This is a genomic window from Streptomyces sp. NPDC111656, assembly GCF_055656965.1.
In genome coordinates, this window is the sequence record NZ_JBVKCA010000009.1 from 272,381 (window position 1) to 290,419 (window position 18,039).

11 protein-coding genes are annotated in these 18,039 nt (G+C 72.9%); 2 read left to right on the forward strand and 9 right to left on the reverse strand.

Annotated features, from left to right (window positions below):
• Window positions 1-43: 43 nt before the first annotated feature.
• The 3 genes from ACZ7M3_RS27020 to ACZ7M3_RS27030 all read right to left on the reverse strand — a co-directional run bounded on the left by ACZ7M3_RS27020 (window position 44) and on the right by ACZ7M3_RS27030 (window position 4,931).
• Window positions 44-3,001, reverse strand: coding sequence for a SpoIIE family protein phosphatase (locus tag ACZ7M3_RS27020; protein ID WP_472066283.1), 2,958 nt, complete (start codon window positions 2,999-3,001; stop codon window positions 44-46).
• A 64-nt stretch (window positions 3,002-3,065) separates the two neighbouring features.
• A complete protein-coding gene (locus tag ACZ7M3_RS27025) occupies window positions 3,066-3,509 on the reverse strand; it encodes an SRPBCC family protein (protein WP_472066285.1) in 444 nt (147 codons plus the stop codon).
• Between the two features lie 186 nt (window positions 3,510-3,695).
• Window positions 3,696-4,931 carry an ankyrin repeat domain-containing protein gene (locus ACZ7M3_RS27030; protein ID WP_472066287.1) on the reverse strand — a complete coding sequence of 412 codons (1,236 nt, stop codon included), beginning with the start codon at window positions 4,929-4,931 and terminating at the stop codon, window positions 3,696-3,698.
• A gap of 252 nt (window positions 4,932-5,183) precedes the next feature.
• Between ACZ7M3_RS27030 and ACZ7M3_RS27035 the strand changes: the two genes are divergently transcribed.
• Window positions 5,184-6,398, forward strand: coding sequence for a cytochrome P450 family protein (locus ACZ7M3_RS27035; protein ID WP_472066289.1), 1,215 nt, complete (start codon window positions 5,184-5,186; stop codon window positions 6,396-6,398).
• A gap of 10 nt (window positions 6,399-6,408) precedes the next feature.
• On the opposite strand, the gene ACZ7M3_RS27040 is transcribed toward ACZ7M3_RS27035, so the two are convergent.
• The gene (locus ACZ7M3_RS27040; RefSeq protein ID WP_472066469.1) at window positions 6,409-7,173 is read right to left on the reverse strand and encodes a polysaccharide deacetylase family protein; all 765 of its coding nucleotides are present in this window, start codon (window positions 7,171-7,173) and stop codon (window positions 6,409-6,411) included.
• 330 nt (window positions 7,174-7,503) lie between these two features.
• Here ACZ7M3_RS27040 and ACZ7M3_RS27045 point away from each other — a divergent pair, with 330 nt between their 5' ends.
• The gene (locus ACZ7M3_RS27045; RefSeq protein ID WP_472066291.1) at window positions 7,504-9,267 is read left to right on the forward strand and encodes a hypothetical protein; all 1,764 of its coding nucleotides are present in this window, start codon (window positions 7,504-7,506) and stop codon (window positions 9,265-9,267) included.
• On the opposite strand, the gene ACZ7M3_RS27050 is transcribed toward ACZ7M3_RS27045, so the two are convergent.
• From ACZ7M3_RS27050 to ACZ7M3_RS27070, 5 genes are read right to left on the reverse strand one after another with little or no spacing between them, the layout of a single operon-like run.
• Window positions 9,224-11,170, reverse strand: coding sequence for an ABC transporter ATP-binding protein (locus tag ACZ7M3_RS27050; RefSeq protein WP_472066293.1), 1,947 nt, complete (start codon window positions 11,168-11,170; stop codon window positions 9,224-9,226). The two genes, ACZ7M3_RS27045 and ACZ7M3_RS27050, sit on opposite strands and share 44 nt — an antisense overlap.
• The gene (locus tag ACZ7M3_RS27055) at window positions 11,167-12,363 is read right to left on the reverse strand and encodes a glycosyltransferase (protein ID WP_472066295.1); all 1,197 of its coding nucleotides are present in this window, start codon (window positions 12,361-12,363) and stop codon (window positions 11,167-11,169) included. The genes ACZ7M3_RS27050 and ACZ7M3_RS27055 overlap by 4 nt, the downstream gene beginning before the upstream one ends.
• On the reverse strand, window positions 12,364-13,170 hold the full coding sequence (locus tag ACZ7M3_RS27060) for an alpha/beta fold hydrolase (protein ID WP_472066297.1): 807 nt from the start codon (window positions 13,168-13,170) through the stop codon (window positions 12,364-12,366). It abuts the gene before it with no gap.
• Between the two features lies 1 nt (window position 13,171).
• Complete coding sequence (locus ACZ7M3_RS27065) at window positions 13,172-13,519, reverse strand: acyl carrier protein (protein ID WP_067375602.1); 348 nt, start codon at window positions 13,517-13,519, stop codon at window positions 13,172-13,174.
• Entirely contained in the window at window positions 13,509-18,026 is a 4,518-nt protein-coding gene (locus ACZ7M3_RS27070; protein WP_472066471.1) for a beta-ketoacyl synthase N-terminal-like domain-containing protein, read from the reverse strand. Before ACZ7M3_RS27070 ends, ACZ7M3_RS27065 begins: the two co-directional genes overlap by 11 nt.
• Window positions 18,027-18,039 lie beyond the last annotated feature (13 nt).

The window sequence follows — 18,039 nt, forward strand, 5'->3', positions numbered from 1 at the left end:
GTCGGTGTCGGGGGAGTGCGGGGGCGATGCGGCCGCCGGTCGGCTACTGGGGGGCCGGGCCCGGCAGTTCCCGGTCCCCGGAGGTGAGCGCGTCGAGGTCGCGGGCGAACTCCTCGGCGTCCAGGAACGGAAGGTCCAGGACGTCGGTGGGCAGGCCGGTCGGGCTCTCCGGGCCGAACAGTGGCTGCTCGGTCCAGATGCACTTTCCGGTCGCCGTATAGCGGGTGCCCCAGCGCCGGGAGAGCGCGGTGACGAGTTGCAGTCCGCGTCCGCCTTCGTCGGTCTCCGACGCCCGGCGGATGCGCGGCATGGTCAGACTCCCGTCGAAGACCTCGCAGACCAGCTCGGGGCCGTGCAGGAGGCGTAGCCGCACGGGTCCCTTCGCATGGCGCACGACGTTGCCGACCAGCTCGCTGGCGAGGAGTTCCGTCGTCGGCGTCAGGTCGTCCAGGCCCCAGGTGTGGAGCTGCTCGCGGATGTGGCAGCGGGCCTGCCCGGCCGCTCGCGGGTCCTCGGGGAGCAGCCAGGAAGCCATGTCGTCGTCGGCCAGCGCGTGGAGGCGGGCGATGAGGAGGGCCGCGTCGTCGGCGGTGGAGTGCTCGGCGGGGAGCAGCCCCGCGGTGACGGTGTCGCAGAGGTGCTCCAGGTCGGCGGCCATCTCACCGGGATCCTCGTGCGCGGCCCGCAGCAGCCGGGCGAGTTCGGCCATGCCGTCGTCGATCTCACGGGTGGCCGACTCGACCAGGCCGTCGGTGTAGAGGACGAGCAGGCTCCCGTCCGGCACCGTCATCTCGAAGGTCTCGAAGGGTGGCTCCGCCGCGCCGAGCGGCGGATCGGGGGCGACCTCGGGGAAATGCACACTGCCGTCGGGGTGGACCACGGCGGGCGGGGGGTGCCCGGCGCGGGCGACGGAGCAGATCTGGGTGGTGGAGTCGTAGAGCGCGTACAGGCAGGTGGCGTAGGACTCCTCCGCCATGCCGCCGACGATGTCGTTGAGGTGGCTCATGACCTCGTCGGGGGGAAGCTCGAGGTCGGCCAGGGTGTGGACCGCCGTGCGCAGCCGCCCCATGGTGGCCGCCTCGGGCAGCCCGTGGCCCATCACGTCACCGACGACCAGGGCGACCCGACCGCCGGAGAGCGGGATGATGTCGTACCAGTCGCCGCCGACGTCCATGCCCTGTCCGGCGGGGAGATAGCGGGCGGCAGCGGTGCACGCGGGCAGTTCGGGCAGGCCGCTGGGGAGCAGACTGCGCTGGAGTTCCTGGGAACGGGTGTGCTCGGCGTCGTAGAGCCGGGCCCGCTCCAGGGCCTGTGCGACGAGGGCGCTGATCGTGGTCAGCAGGGTGCGCTCCTCGTCGCTGAGACGGCGCGGCCGGTCGAAGGAGACCACGCACGACCCGAACGTGTGCCCGGACACGGTCAGCGGCATGAACGCCCAGGCCTGCTTGCCCGCCTGGCGCGGTCGGGCGGCGAGTTCGGGGTAGCGGGCCGTGTACTCGGCAGCTGAGGAGATGAACAGCGGCGTGCCGGTCAAGATCGGGTCCCAGACCGGGTCGCGGGCCACCCGCATACGGCCGTTGATCGTGTCGAGGAAGGCGGGCGGATAGCCGACGGCGCCGACGTTGTACGTCCGGTCGCCCTCGATGGCCTGAACCAGGAGGCCAGTGGCGCCGAACGGCGGCAGCACACGCTGCGCGACCGCGTCCACCACGTCCCGGGAGGTCGTCGCCTTGGCGAGGGACTCGGTCAGCTCGGCGATCCGGGCGGCGCGCTCGGCGGCGGCCCGTTCGGCGGCGGACCGTTCGTCCTCGTGCCGCCGGACCTCGGTCACGTCGGTGAAGTAGAGGGTGAGGCCGTCGGCTCCCGGGACCAGCCGCAGGTGGAGGCGGCGCCCGGTGTTCGGAGTATCCACGTCGAAGCCGGCGGGCTGTTGCGCGGCGGCGGCCTCCCGGCAGCGCTTCTCCAGATCGGGGACCTGCCGGACGGAGGGAAGCTCCCACAGGACGCGGCCGAACAGCTCCTCCTCGGAGGAGCCCAGCATGCGCTCGGCCGCCAGGTTCAGGAAGGTGATCCGCCAGCGGTCGTCCACGGCGAGGAAGCCGTCACTCATGTGGCGAAGGGCCCGGCTGAGCGCGTCGCGGGCGGAGCGGGACTCGTTGCTCTCCCATCCCACGCCGATCATCCGTAGGGGTTCGCCCTGAGCGTTGTAGGTCGCCCGGGCGCGGGCCTGGGTCCAGCCGTACGTGCCGTCCAGGCGGCGCACCCGGTACTCGGCCTCGAACACCGTACGGTCCCGGAGCGCCTTCTGCGCCGCCCCCAGGGTCGGCGCCAGGTCGTCGGGGTGGACGATCCTCATCCAGTTCTCGATCCTGCCGGTGAACTCGGCCGGCCTGGTGCCGTAGAGCTCGAGGGCGGCCTCGTCCCAGACCAGCTCGCCGGTCTCGACGTTCCAGTCCCACGAGCCGACCCGGACCTCCTCCAGCGCCTGCCGCAGCCGGTCACCGCTCAGTTCCTCCCGGGGCGGCCGAGCGGGCGGGGGTGCCTGCTGCATGCGCTCCTCGGTCCAGGCGATCACGGCCTGCAGGAAACCCCACTGCTCGACGGTCGGCTCCCCCTGGCCGCCCATCACCACGGTGAGCGCGCCGATCCCCCGGTCGCCGCTGAACACCGGCACGGCCGCCAGTCCGGTCCCGGGCCATGAGACCGCACCGGATCCGGGCTGTTCGCCGGATCCCGGCGCAATCCACACACCCCGCCCCTGGTGCAGGGCCCGGGCCGGGGCCAGCGGGCCATCCTGGTCGATGATCTCCCAGGGCCGGGTGAGGACCGCGGGAAGGCCGGTGGCCGACACCAGACGCAGCGCGGACATGGGGCCCCGCAGATGGATCATCCCCCCCAGGGCACCCAGCTCCCCCACCGCGTGCTGGAGCGCCAGCCGGAAGATCTCACTTTCCGTGACACCAGGGTCCACCGCGCTGAGCAGAGCCAGCCGTGTATTCATGATGCAAAGCCTACAATTTTCCCGTTTCATGCAAGGGCGCGCGACCCGCCGCGAGCACGGAGCGTCACGATTCGGGCCGCAGCAGCCCTCTCACCGCTCGCCCGAACATCCACCGCCCCGCCCACCCCAGGGGTCGGTCGAGGAACCGCGGCAGCCACCGTACGTTCAGGTCCTCCCGCCAGAGCACCCGCGAGCCCCCGCCCGCCACCGGGCGGACCTCGATCTCGGCCCACCCCGTGACGAACGTGCCGCGCTTGACCAGCCGGCACCTTCCCGCGCCCCCGTCCCGGGGTGGCCGCCAGGTGACGACCTCCATGGGATCGTCGAAGACCAACGGGCTCACCCCCGACCGCGCGACGAACACCGTGCCCTCGCCGGTCGGCGGCGGGGTGCGCACGGTGACCCGGGTCAGCGGGACGACGGCGGCATGCCGGGGCCAGTCGGTGAGGCGAAGCCAACTCTCCTCGACGGAAGAAGGGGACACGCGTTCCAGCTGGAAGAGAACCACGAACGGATCGTAGGCGGCCCGAACGGCCCGCAGCCGCGATGCAACGCGAGGGGCCGTCCCGGTGCGTCGCAAGCCTGTCGCTTACGTTCGGATCGAGCAGCGGCTCCCTTGCCCGGCCCACGTCTGATCCGGCGGCGACGGGCTCGACGTACCGCCACGGCCCCGACCCACCCACGACCTCGCGGGTCAGCGCGGCCCGGCCGCGTCTGTCTTCCGGCGGTGCCGCCCCACGTCGTAGAGCTGCCAGAAGTACGGCCCCTCATCGTCACTGGCATCGAGAGAGGCCAGGATCTCGTCCCCGCGCGGATCGTTGCGCAGGGCCAACTGCACGGCCGCGGTGACCTGTACGTCCTCCGTCTCGTCGGTGAGACACGCCGCGAGGGCGTCCGAGGCCTCGGAACCCGCGGGCGCGGAGACCAGTGCGGCGCAGGCCCCCCGGCGGACCTCGGCCACCTCGTCCCGGGTGCACGCGAGGACCGTGGCCAGGGCGTCACGACGCCCGGCGTCGACTCCGTACTGCAGACCGAAGACCGCCCACTCCCGAACCCCGCTGTCGGCATGCCGGGCGAGGTCGTGCAGGGGTCGCTCGGCACGGGGATCCAGGGCGCCGGACAGTCCCGCGGTCAGGGGCCGCAGCACGCGCGGATCCGGTTCGCGCGCGGCCCACGGCAGGAAGAGATCGACCAGCGGGGCGTCGAACGGTGCCTCGTCGCTGTAGTCGAAGAGGTTGAACAGCCGGAGCACTTCCGCACCGAAGTACCGCTCCCGCGGGTCCGGCCGGTCCCGCAGGGCGGCGGCCATGTCCCACGTGGCGCGATCTCGGCGCTCCTGGAGGACGCCCGTCGTCACCCACCAGATCTCGTGGTCGACGTCCGGTTCGGCCAGCGCCCTCGACAGCAGCTCGGTGAACGAGGTCCTGATCCCGTACCGGGGCTCCAGCGCCGTCAGGATCGCGCTGTGCGCGGTACGGACCGTCAGGCCGGCCAGCGTCAGCTCCTCGACGCTCGCCCCGTGCTCGTGACGAACCGTCTCGCGCCGCACCGTTCCCGCCGAACCGCTCCTGCGGCGCAGCTCGGCCACGGCACCCGTCTCGTGCCAGGACCGGGCCAGCGCGAGGGCGTCACGTCCTTCACGGTCCGTGTGCCACAGCTGCGCCCCGTGGTTGATGAGCGCGGTCACGATGTCGGAGGCGCCACGGTCGACCGCCCGCAGCAGCGGGGTCCGGCCGTCCACGACCCGGTCCAGCCGGGCGGAGCGCATCAGGACCTCGACAGTGGCCAGGTCGAAGCCGTCCACCGCCAGGCAGAGCGCGGGCGTGCCCCGGTCGTCGACAGCGTCGGGATCGCCGCCGGCATCCAACAGCGCCGTCACCGCCTTCACGTCCCCATTCCGCACCGCCGCCGTCAGCGACTCCCCGCCCATACGCCCCCGCTTCCCTCACCAAAGCCCCGCCCCACGGCACGAGGCCGACGGCACGCGATGCTAACCGCGCCGCCCGACCACCCGCCCGTCGATTTCGCCCCGGCCGCACGCAACTCCCGCCAGCCCTCGCGCTGTTGACACATCGTCCGCCACCCATCAGGCTATCCGGGGAGCACTCCCCGTTTGCACTCCACCCCCGTGACCAACCGGTCCAGAGAAGGTCCGGAGAAGGTCCAGAGAACAGGAGTCCACGTGCCGGACCAGCCCCACGTCATCGACCCCGCGGGCGCCGACCTCCACGGCGAGGCGGATCTGCTGCGCGAGCGCGGCGCCGCGGCCCTCATCGAACTGCCGGGTGGGATACGGGCCTGGGCGCCCACCCAGTACGAGATCCTCAAGCGGCTCCTGGCCGACGACCGGGTCTCCAAGGACCCCAACCAGCACTGGCCCGCCTGGATCGGCGGCGAGTACCGCGAGAGCTGGATCACCCTCTGGGTCGGCGTGACCAACATGTTCACCGCGTACGGCGCCGACCACCGCAGGCTGCGCAAACTCGTCTCGCCCGCGTTCACCAAACGCCGTACCGACGCGCTCAGGCCCCGCATCGAGGAACTCGCCGCCACGCTGCTCGACCGGATGGCCGAGGCCCCCGACGGGCGGGTCGACCTCCGGTCCGCCTACGCGCACCCGCTCCCGATGCAGGTGATCTGCGAGTTGTTCGGCCTGCCTGAGGACCGGCGCGCCGACACCGCGCGCCTCATCGAGGCCAACATGGACACCACCATCACCCCCGAACAGGCCATGGCCACCTACCGGGAGATCCACGAACTGCTCGCCGGACTGGTCGCCGCCAAGCGTGAGCGGCCGGGCGACGACCTGACGACCGCCCTGATCGCGGCCCGGGACGAGGAGGGTTCGCAGCTCGCCGAGAGCGAACTGATCGACACCCTCCTCCTCGTCATCGGCGCGGGCCACGAGACCACGGTCAACCTGATCGGCAACGCGGTCCACGCCCTGCTGACCCACCCCGAGCAGCTGCTCCGGGTGCGCAGCGGCGAGATCCCCTGGAGCGAGGTGATCGAGGAGACCCTCCGCTGGGCCCCCTCCATCGCCAACCTCCCGCTGCGGTACGCCGTCGAGGACATCAAGCTCCCCGACGGCACGCTGATCGCGCGGGGCGACGCGATCCTGGCGACGTACGCGGCGGCCGGCCGTGATCCCCTGCGGCACGGCGAGAGCGCGGGCCGCTTCGACCTCGGCCGCGCGGACAAGGAGCACCTCGCCTTCGGCCACGGCGTCCACTACTGCATCGGCGCCCCGCTGGCCCGCCTGGAGGCGTCCCTCGCGCTCCCCGCGCTCTTCGCCCGCTTCCCCGACCTGAGCCTCGACGACACCCACGGCCCGGCCCGCCTCGCCGAGTCCTTCATCGGCCACGGCTACCGGGTGCTGCCGGTGCGGCTGGGCTGACGCGCGGCCGTCAGGGGCGGTAGACGGTACCGGGCTTCGCCTTCCCCGGCGCCAGCAGCTGCGGCACGGTCACGAACACGTACCCCCGCTCCTTGAGCGCGTCGATGATCCCGGGCACCGCGGGCACGGTGCCCGGGTAGAGGTCGTGCAGCAGGATGATCCCGTCCCGGCTCGACTGCTTCAGGACGCGCTGCTGTATGACCTTGGGGTCGAACGTCTCGTAGTCCTTGGCGGTCACGCTCCACAGGACCTCCGAGAGGCCGAGTTCGCGGCTGATCTTGTGCACGGTGTCGTCGGTCCGCCCTTGCGGCGGGCGCATGAGCGTCGGTCGCTTCCCGGTGAGCTTCTCTATCGCGTCGTCGGGCTTCTCCAGCTCCTCGCGTATCTCCGCGGGCTTGATCTCCGTCAGGATCTTGTGGTCCCAGGTGTGGCTGGCGACCTCGTGTCCCTCGGCGGCCATCCGCTTGACGAGCTCGGGGTACTTCTCGATGTGCCGCTTGCCGAGCAGGAAGAAGGTCGCCGGGACCTGCTTCTCCTTGAGGATGTCGAGGAGCTTGGCCGAGTGCTCGCTCGGCCCGGCGTCGAAGGTGAGCGCGATGCACTTGGCCTGGCGGCAGTCCACGGTCCCGAACTTCGCCGGGGCGCCGGCGGCCTGCGTGCGGGCGGCGGCCGGCGCGGTGGTGTGGAGGGTCGTGCACCCCGTCAGCGGCAGAGCAAGCGAAACGGCCGCCAGAAAGGCGGCCGTCGAACGCAACCAGGTCCCCGGTCTTTTCATCTTCATGGTCAGCGAAGGCATGCGGAGACTGTACACCTGGTGTATACACCGAATTCATAGGGGTTCCTGTGACACTCGGATCCCAGAGAAACCCCTGCTCGGACACCAGCAGCGCCCGCGCCCTCCGTCCGCTCCCCGAACGGATCGGCCAGCATGCGGACATCCCCGCCGCCGTGGCCCCCCTCGCCCGTCGGCACCTTCATCCGTGTGTGGGTCTTGTAGTGACGTCCGCGCATTACCTAGGGTCGCTTCTGGTGCAAGCGCTTTCCGGAGGGGAGGGCCACCGGCAATGGCGCTCACCGCGATCGAAGTACGAGACCAGGAGCCCCAGTGACAGCCCGCAAGACCTTCCTCGCCGCGCTCGCCGACACCGGTGTCCCCCTCGACACCGCGTTCGTCGAGTTGCTCACCGCGACCGCCGAGACCAGCGCCAAGGCCGTCCTCGACGGGTACGCCGCCGATCTCGTCGAACTCCGTGACGGCGGCGAGGCCCGCGCGGCCACCCGGGCGCTGCGCACCCTCGTCTCCGTGTACGTGCACGAGGGCTCGGCGTACCACCACTCCGCCACGCTCCTGGGCCCCGCCGCCGAACTCGCCGACGCGCTCGCCGAGGAGCAGTACGACAACGGGCTGTGGGAGCACGGGGCGGACGGCAACCCGGCGGACACCGCCTTCTCGATCGTCGACCTCAACCTGATCCACCACCTGCTGGAGGAGGACGCCCACGAGGCGACCACCGGACTGCGGGCGACGGTCGAGCGGATCCTGCGCCTGGCGGGCCCCTCCCTCGCCGCCGGTGGCGTCCACACCGCCAACCATCGCTGGCTGGTCTGCGCGGCCCTCGCCCGCCTCCACGCCCGCTGGCCCGACCCCGCCTACCCCGAGCGCATCGAGACCTGGCTCGCCGAGGGCATCGACCAGCTGCCCGGCGGCGAGTACAGCGAACGCAGCCCCAACTACTCGGCCGCGGTGACCAATCCGGCGCTGCTCGTGCTGGCCCGCCACTACGGACGTACGGACCTCTACGCGAACGTACGCGACAACCTGGCCGCCAACCTGTACGTCATCGAGCCCAACGGCGAGGTGGAGACGGTCCATTCGCGCCGTCAGGACCAGACAAGGGTCCACCACCTGCCCGAGTTCTGGCTCCAGTACCGGGAGATGGCGCTGCGCGACGGAGACGGACGGTTCGCGGCGGTGGCCGCGCTGCTCCAGGAACGCGGCACCGACCAGACCTTCGGCGAGACCCCGATCGGCGAGCGCCTCGCCCAGGTCCTGGACCGGCCGGAGCTGGCCGCCCCCCTGCCCGAAGTGACCTCCCTGCCCGACGACTTCGAGCACCACGACGACAGCTGCCGCCTCGTCCGGGTCCGCCGCGGCACGCACACGGCGAGCGTCTTCGGCGGAACAGACTTCCCGGAACTGCACGCCATCTCGTCCGGCCTGTCCACCAACCCGACCTTCTTCAAGATGCGCAAGGGCGCGGCGATCCTCGACTCGCTCCGGCTGGCCCCGCGGTTCTTTGCGCTCGGCCACTTCCGGGCGGAGGGGCTGGAGCGCACGGACGACGGCTGGCGGCTGCACGCCGAGGTCCGCGGCGCCTTCCACCACCCACTGCCCCCCGAGCACCGCCGCCCCGACGGCGCCTACCCCCTCACCGACGACAGCCGCTTCTGGTCCGCGATGGACTTCCCGCACCGCCCGAAGGAGTACCGCACACTCCGCACCGAAGTCCTGGTCCGCGAGGTCGGCGGCGGAGCCTGGGACATCTCCTTCGACCTCTCCGGCGAGGGCTGCGCGAGCCCGCTCGCCCTCGAACTCTGCTTCCGCCCCGGCGGCACCCTGACCGGGGACGGCCTCGAACCCGTCCCCGGCTCCCAGGACACCTTCCAACTCGTCTCCGGCGAGGCCACCTACACCGTCGGCACCGACCAGATCACCTTCGGCCCCGGCAACGGCAAGGGCGGCCGGCAGCCGGCGGTGGTGGACCCGGGCGAACGCTACGCCTGGCTGAGCGGCTCCCTGACCCCGGACGGGGTGCGGGTACTGATCACGGGGCGTTCGCCACTGACGTACCGGTTGACGCTGCGCTGACCCGGTGCTCCGCCGGTTCGGCGGCCAGGAGTTGGGTGGCGGCCAGTTCGCGGTAGAGGTCGTCGTCGTCGACCAGGGAGTGGTGGGTGCCCACGGCGCGGACGTCGCCGTGTTCGAGGACCACGATCTGGTCGGCGTCGGTGACCGTGGACAGCCGGTGGGCGATCAGCAGGACCGTGCAGCGGCCCGCGGTGCGGGCGACGAGTTCACCGAGGGCCTGTTCGTTGCGGGCGTCGAGCTGGGCCGTCGCCTCGTCGAGCAGAAGCACCTGGGGGCGGCGCAGCAGGGCGCGGGCGATCGCGAGGCGCTGGCGTTCGCCGCCGGACAGGGTGACGCCGCGCGGGCCCACGGGCGTGTCCAGGCCCTGAGGAAGGCGGGCGAGGAGACCGTCGAGGCGGGTGACGGCCAGGGCCTCGGCCAGCTGCTCCCGGGTGGCCGAGGGCGCCGCGTACAGGAGGTTCTCGCGGAGGGTGCCCGCCATCACGGGGGAGTCCTGCTCGACGTACGCGATCCGGCGCCGGACCTCGGCGCGCGGCAGGGCCGCGATGTCCTGGTCGCCGATCCTGATCGTGCCCGCGGTCGGCTCGTAGAAGCGTTGGAGGAGCGAGAAGAGGGTGGTCTTGCCCGCGCCCGACAGACCGACCAGCGCGGTGCGGGTGCCGCCGGGGACGGTGAAACTCACGCCGCGCAGGGCCGGGGTGCGGCCGGGGTAGGTGAACTCGACCCCGGTCAGTTCGACGGCCGGTGGCGCGGCGTGGGCGGGGGTGTGCGCGGGTTCGGTCGCGTCGATGTCGTCCTCGACCGGCAGCGCGCCCGCCTCCTGGATCCTGCCCACCGCGCCCAGCCCCTGCTGGAGTTGGGCCGCGCCGCCGACCAGCTGGGACACCGGGCTCGCCAGGAAGAAGACGTACAGGAGGAAGGCGATCAGTTCGGAGACCGACATCGAGTGGTGGGCGACGAAGGTGCCGCCCACGCCGAGCACCACCAGGAACGCGGTCTGGATGGCGGCGCCGCCGACCATGGTGACGAGGGCGCCGTAGCGGGCGCCGACCAGTCCGGCGGCGTACGCCTCGTCGACCGCGTCCTCGGCGGTGCGCGTCTCGCGGCCCTCGGCACCGTTGGCCTTGACCGTGCGGGCCGCGCCCAGGGTGCGGTCGAGGAGGGCGCCGACCGCTCCGACGGACGCCTGGGAGCGGGCCACGGCCGCCTTGATCCGGGGCAGGATGACGGTGATCACGACACCGACCATCGTCAGCACGAGCAGCGTGACGCCGAGTAGACGCGCGTCGAGCGTCGCCATCATGAACAGTGCTCCGGCGAAGGTCAGGACGCCGTTGACCGTCATGATCAGGCCCTCGGTGGCGGCGCTCTTGAGCAGGGTGCTGTCGGAGGTGACGCGGGCGATCAGGTCGCCGGGGGCCCGCCGGTCCAGCTCGGCGACCCGCAGCCGGATCAGGCGGTGCACCAGACCGCGCCGCACCTCCCGCACCACCCGCTCCGAAGTCCGTTGCTGGAGCCAGGCGTTGAGACCGGTGAGCAGGGCGCCCGCGACCAGGAACACGGCGAGCAGCGTGACCGGAGCGACCACGCTGCCGCCGCCGTCCAGCCGGTCCAGGATCGCCTGCGCGAACTTCGGCTGCACCAGCCCCGCCACGCTGGCCAGCAGAGTGAGCACGAGGGAGAGCAGCAGCACACGCCAGTGGGGCCGGGCGTAGCCGAGGAGGGCGCCGAGCGAGCCGGTGGGCGGGGGCGACGCGGCTGGTTCGGGTTCTGGTGCGGCGTCGGTCGGGGTGCCGGGTCGCCGTTTTGGGGTGGGCGTGTCCGCCCGCTCGACGGAGGGCGTGTCCGTGCTCGGCGGCCGGTGCTCGGTCGTGCCGTTGTCGTTCATGCCGCTGTCGTTCATGCGCCGCCTCGTGCGCGCGTCACGGCCGACCCGGTCGGCAGTGCTGCGAGGCGGGCGGCGGCGGAGGCGCTGCCGCCCGCGGCGCGGAAGGACTCCCCGACGGCCTCGGCCGCCTTCCGGTGGCCCCCGGCCGGGTCGAGGACCGTCTCGACCGCCGCGCGGATCCTGGCCGCGTCGGCGCGACCGAACCGCAGCCGTACCCCGGCGCCCGCGTCCACGACCTGCCCGGCGACGATCGGCTGGTCGTCGCGGATCGGCGCCACGACGAGCGGGACGCCGTGCCACAGCGCCTCGCACACGGTGTTGTGCCCGGCGTGGCAGACGACCGCGTCGAGCCGTGGGAGGAGGGCGAGTTGGGGAACGTGGGCGCGCAGGAGGACGTTGTCGGCGACCGGGCCCTCGACGAGCCCGCCGGGGTCGACGAGCACCGCCCGCACTCGGCCCGCCAGTCCGCCGAGCGCCTGCGCGGCCGCGTTCAGGAAACGGGCCCCGGCGTCGTTGTTGGCAGTGCCGAGGCTGACCAGGACGGTGGGCAGAGGCGACGCGTCCAGCCAGTCCCAGGGGAAGTCGTCGCCGCTCGCGGGGCGGGCGGCGACGGACGGGCCCACCAGCCAGACTTGATCGGGCAGTTCGGCCGGGCCGAGCAGCGCGCGGGTGGTGTACGCCAGGACGCCGTGCGGGGAGAAGCGGGGGTCCGCCGAGCCAACCCCCTCACAGATCCGGTTCCGCAAGTCGGCCAGCAGCCCGTCCAGCCACGCCGCGACCTTCGGCATACCGGCCAGCGGGTCGACGAGTTCGGCGGAGGTGGTGGCCGAGGTCACCCAGACGCGCCCGAGGGACTCGGCGACCAGCGCACCCGCCACCGCCTGCTGGTCGCAGACGACGACATCGGGGTCGTACGCCTCGATCGCCGCGCGTACCCCGGGCGACATCGCGTCCGCCAGCGGGACGAGGAAGCTCTCCCAGAGGAACTGGAACGCGGCCGGCCCCTTCAGGTCGGCGGGCCGGGAGAGTCCGTCCTCGGGGAGGGCGCAGGGGAAGACGACGGCGTCGGATCCGACGAGAGCGCGGACGAGTTCCGGGTGGCCCGCCCACGCGACCTCGTGCCCGCGTCCGGCGAGTGCCGCCGCGGTGCCCACGGCCGGGTTGACGTGCCCGACCAGCGGCGGCACCACGAACAGGTACCGGCCCATCTAGCGGGCCTCCCGCAGCGCGTGCGCCTCCTGGCCGAGCAGCAGCCAGTCGCGTACGAGGGCGTACGTCTGTTGGGTGGCCTCCACCAGCACCGAGTGGCCGAGGTCGGGCAGGACGACCGTACGGCAGTGGGGGAGCGAGGCCTCCAGCATCCCGGTCTGCGCCGACAGCTTGGACGCGCCGCCGAAGATGGCGAAGACCGGGCAGCGGATCGCGGACAGGTCCTCGTCGAGGAGAGCGCTGAGCGGGATCTCCCGGGCGAGCGCGGTCTCGTCGAGCACCCGGCCCGCCGCCCGGAACGGCCGGGCGTTGCGCTCGCCCGGGTTCTCCCGCAGCCACTGGGTGACCTGCTGGACCACCAGTCCGCCCTGTTCGCCGACCAGGCCCTCGTACATGTTCCGCGCCCACGCCCGGGCCGGCGGTTCCGCCTCGATGGCGATCACGGTGGCGACCCGCTCGGGGCGGGCGGCGGCCATGGCGTACGCGACGGCGCCGCCGAAGGAGTTGCCGACGAGGTGCACCGGACGGTCGATCGCCAGCGCGTCCAGCAGTCCGTCGAGGTCGTCGACGAAGTCCTCCATCCGGTAGCCGGTCGGCGGCCGGGAGGTCTTGCCGTGCCCGCGCAGGTCGTACATGACGACGTCCAGGCCCTCCTCGGCGAGCCGCGGCGCGAGGCTGAAGTAGTAGCTGGCGAGGCTGTCGATGAGCAGACCGTGGATGAGGACCACGACGGGGCGCGGGGAGCCGCTCTCGTGGCCCAGCCGCTGGACGTGTACGTCGATGCCGTTCACCCGCATCGTCGCCATGTCAGCCCACCTCCGCGACGGCCAGTGAGTCCACGACGTAGCCGACGAGATCGCCGACGGTGAGCGCGATGATCTCCTCAAGCCCGCGGTCGGCTATGAACGCGGCGAAGTTGACGCGCTCGCCGTAGAACTCGCGCAGCTGGGCGGAGAGGGTGACCAGGTCGATGCTCTCCAGCTCCAGGTCGTCGTGGAAGGACGTGTCGAGGGTGATCTCTGAGTCGTCGAGCCCGTACTCCTCCAGCACGGTGCGCAGGATGGCCGAGATGTCGGCGAGCGCGGTCGCCGCGTCGGGCGCCGAGGTCCGTCCGCTGTCCGACTGGCCCACGGGACGGTCGAGTTCAGTGGTCATCTTCGTTCTCCTGATCGTTGACTGCCGTCCAGGCCACGACGTACTCCTTGCCGGGCCCCGCGGACGGCCGGGGGGTGGTCAGCGCACAGTGCCGCACGCGGTACTCCTCGCCCGCGGTGCGGACGGTCAGCCGGTCGCCGTCGACCGAGGTGATCTCGAACCGCTTCGGCTCGCCGCCAAGGCCGGTGCCGCGCGCCTTCGCGACGGCCTCCTTGGCGGCCCAGAAACGGGTGAACCAGAGCCGTTCGGGGGCTCCCCCCGGCCGGTGGACGAGCGACGTGAGCAGCTCGCGTTCGGCGGTGGTGAGGGCCACGGCGAGGGTGCCCTCGGGGCGGTCGGTGACTTCCTCGATGTCGATGCCGCAGGGGCCCTCCCTCCTGGCCATCGCCACGGCCGTCTCGCCGCGGTGGGCGATGGAGACGTGCAGTTCGGGCAGGGTCCTGCCGTAGCCGCCGGTCACGAAGGGGCGGCCGGCCGGATCGTTGCCGACCCTGACCTCGGCCGGGTAGACGGGGCCCGTCCCGGCGTCCCACAGCACGTTCCGTACGGCGTCCTTGGCGGCGATCCGGCCGAGCAGCCACTGTCGCCGGCCGCGCGGGGCGTGCGCCGCGTACCGTTCGCGTTCCTCGCCCGCCAGGATGTTGCGCATGATCAGCTCGCGGGTGGCCAGATCGGGCCACTCCTCGTGGACCAGCGCCCAGCCGCCGGGCTGCATCCGGGACAGCGTGTACCGCTCGGGCTCCCGGTCCACCTCGCGGATGCGCGGATTGCTGTCGAACCGGCGGTCCTGCCAGCCGCTGAACTCCGCCCACACCCGCCCCCGATGGACCAGCTGCATGTCCGCCTCGAGGGTGGTGTCGGTGACGGAGGTGATCCGGATCAGGCACTCCAGGCGCTCGCCGGGAGCGGGGTGCGGGCCGTGGAAGCGGATCTCCTTCATGCCGACCGGGAACACCGTCGTCCGCACCGGCTGCCGGGCCATGATCCAGTAGCCGAGGAGCTGTCCCACGTTGTCCAGCAGGGCGCCGGGCGCGGGCGGGGTGATGAGTACCCCGCGTACGTGCCGGTCGCCGACCGCGGTCAGTTCGCTCAGGCCCTGGAAGCGCGGGCCGTGGAACATCCAGCGGCGCGAGTACAGCTCCGCCGCGGTCAGGTCGGGCTTCTCCTCCCGCGCGGCGGGAAGGGTCCAGGGTTCCGGAGGCGTGAACCGGGGCCGATCCCGGGCGAGTTCGACCACGGCCCGGGCGTACGGGCCGAGTGAGGCGGTGACTCGGTCCGGGCCTTCGGGGACGATCCGTATGGGGATGTCGACGGCCGGAGTGGCGGTGATCCACTGGTGCAGCCGTACGTCGTGGACGGCCACCGCGCGCCGGCCGGGCGCGGCCCGCTCGGCGAACTCCATGAGGTGGGCGATCACGGTGGTGCCCGGGACCACGGGCCAGCGGTCGGCGGGATCGGCCTGGGCGGGCTGCCGGAAGAAGCAGTGGTCCAGGAGGTACGGCATGGTGTCGACGGAGACGTGGAGGGTGGCTTCGAGGGGCTGGGGCTGGGGCTCGGGCTGGGGTTCGGGGGTGGCGGGTTCGGCCGTACGAAGGTCGGCACCGTTCTTCGGGGGCGTGCCGCCCGTACGGGGGCGGGGCGGGGTCCCGCGTCCGCGTCGGCCCGCCGTCACCACGTCCGAGGCGAGCGCCGTCGCGTCCCGCAGCAGTGCCGACAACTCCGCGCCCAGCGGGCCCTGTTCCGCCAGGACACCCGCATCGTGGGGCGCGGTGTGCGGCGGCCGGGCGAGCGCGGTGCTCAGCCGGTCGCGGGTCTCCGGGTCCAGCGAGACGTTCGCGCCGCCGAGGTCCAGTCGTACGGGACGGCTCGGACGGCGTACCGTACGGGCCGGTGCGACGGTCGAGATCGAGGCGCCGCCCAGCAGCGGGACGAGGTCAGGCGCGGCCCCGTCCGCCCACAACGCGCTCGCCACGCGGTGGAGTTGGGGCAGGCCCGGGCGGTGCGGGGAGTGCGCGGGGACCACGAGGTGGTCGCGCCCGTGCAGGGTGTCGTCGATGAGCGAGCCGAGCTGTCCCGCGCCGAGCTGGACGAACGCCCGGAAGCCCGCCGCGTACATCGTCTCCACCAGGGGCCGGAAGCGGACCGGCTCCAGCAGATGGCGGATGAACAGCTCGCGGATCGCGGCCGGTTCGTCCGGGTAGGGGGCGACGGTCGTCGCGGACCACAGGGGCAGCGCGGCCGGGTGCAGGGTGTAGGCCTCGGCGGCCTTCCTGATCGGGTCGAGGTAGGGCTCCAGCATCGGGGTGTGGAAGCCGGAGCGGAACGGCAGGATCTGCGAGATCACCGCCCGGGCCCTGAACACCTCGACCAGTGCGGCGACGGCGGGCTCGGGGCCGCAGATCATCGACTGGTTGGGCGCGTTGTCGTGGGAGAGGACCACGTCCCCGCGGCCGTCCAGCTCGGTCAGTACCACCTCGGCGGGGGCGCCGATCGCGGCGAAGGCCAGTCCGGGGACGCTCAGCGCGTCGGGGTCGAAGTCGGCGAGGAAGGCGTCGACCTCCTCCGGAGGGTGGATTCCGGCGGCGGCCATCGCGGTCCACTCGCCGAGGCTGTGCCCGGCGAGCGCGTCCGGGACGACGCCGAGGCGGCGCAGCGCGGTGTCGAGGAGCCGGCCGAGCTCGAAGACGCCGGTACCCTGCCGACCCACGTCACCCACGGTGGCGTCGGTGACGGCGCGCGACCAGGGCAGCCCGAAGTGCCGTGCGATGTCCTCGGAGTTGGGCGCGAACTCGGCCTCAAGGCCGGGGAAGACGAACGCGAGCCTGCCGCCGCCGGGGCCCAGCAGGGGACGCGGCACGAACCACACGTCGCCCCGACCGCGCCACCCCTTTCCCTTGGCGACCGCCTTGCGGGCCAGCGCCAGCCGCTTGGCCGTCGGCCCGACGACGGCGAGCCGCACCGGATCGGCGGTGGGGGCGCGTTCGTCGAGACCGGCGGTGATGATCGCGGAGTCGGAGCGGTCGAGGAGCGCGGCCATCGCCTCGGGTGTCGGCGCGGTCAGCCGCAGCACCGGCTCCGGCTCGTACACCTCGGCCGGCCGCCGCGTGACCGCGACCTCTTCGAGCACGACGTGCGCGTTGATGCCGCCGAACCCGAAGGCGTTGATGGCGGCCCGGCGCACCGGCTGCCGGTCGTCGGTCCGCCAGGGCAGGGCGGCACCGATGGGGGTGAACCGGGTGCGGGCGAGCGCCGGATGCGGGTCGTCGCAGTGCAGGGTCGGCGGGAGCACCTGGTGGTGGACGGCGAGCGCGGCCTTGATCAGCCCGGCGACGCCCGCCGCGGGCATGGTGTGGCCGATCATCGACTTCACCGAGCCGATGACGGCGTCCGGCGCGTCCCGCGCGTCCCTCGGGGTGTCCGTCGGCGGTGGTCCGAACACCTCGGCGAGTGTGGTGAGTTCGGTGCCGTCGCCCGCCGGGGTGGCGGTGCCGTGCGCCTCCAGGAGGCCGATCGAGCCGGGGGCGGACGGGTCGAGCCCGGCGGCCTCCCAGGCCTGGCGGACCGCGCGGACCTGGCCGCCGGAGTCGGGCGCCATCAGACTGGTCGTACGTCCGTCGGAAGCCACGCCGGTGCCGGTGATCGCGGCGTAGATCCGGTCGCCGTCCCGCTCGGCGTCGGCGAGCCGCTTGAGGACGACGACACCGGTGCCCTCACCGATCAGCACGCCGTCCGCGCCCCGGTCGAACGGCCGGATGCGCTCGCTCGGGGAGAGCGCGCCGAGTTGGCTGAACACGCTCCAGAAGGTGATGTCGTGACAGTGGTGCACCCCGCCCGCCAGCATCACGTCACAGCGCCCGCTGCCGAGTTCGCGCACGGCGTGGTCGACGGCGATGAGCGAGGAGGCGCAGGCGGCGTCCACGGTGTAGGCGGGCCCGCGCAGGTCGAGCCGGCCCGCCAGCCGGGACGCGGCGAGGTTGGGTACGAGGCCGATCGAGGACTCCGGCGCCTCGGGCCCGAGCCGGTCGGTGAACGCCTGCCGCACCGCCTCCAGTTGGTCGGCGCCGAGGTCCGGCAGCAGCTCGCCCAGGGTACGCACGAGCTGGCTCGCGGTCCGCACCCGCTGGTCGAGCCGGACCAGGCCGGGGGTGAGATAGCCGCCCCGGCCGAGCACCACACCGACCCGGTGCCGGTCGGCGGGCAGTCGGCCCTGGCCACCCGCGTCGGCGAGGGCCGCCGCGGCCACCCGCAGCGCGATCAGCTGGTCGGGCTCGGTGGCCGGGACCGCGGCCGGCATGATCCCGAACTCGGTGACGTCCACCTCGGCCAGCTCGTCCACGAAGCCGCCGCGCCGGCAGTAGACCCGGTCGGCGCGTGCCTCGGCGCCGGGCGCGTAGTACTCCTCGGCGTCCCAGCGGCCGGGCGGCACCTCGGTGATGGCGTCGACACCGGAGACCAGGTTGTGCCAGTACGTGGCGAGGTCGGGGGCGCCCGGGAAGAGCACCGACATGCCGACGATGGCG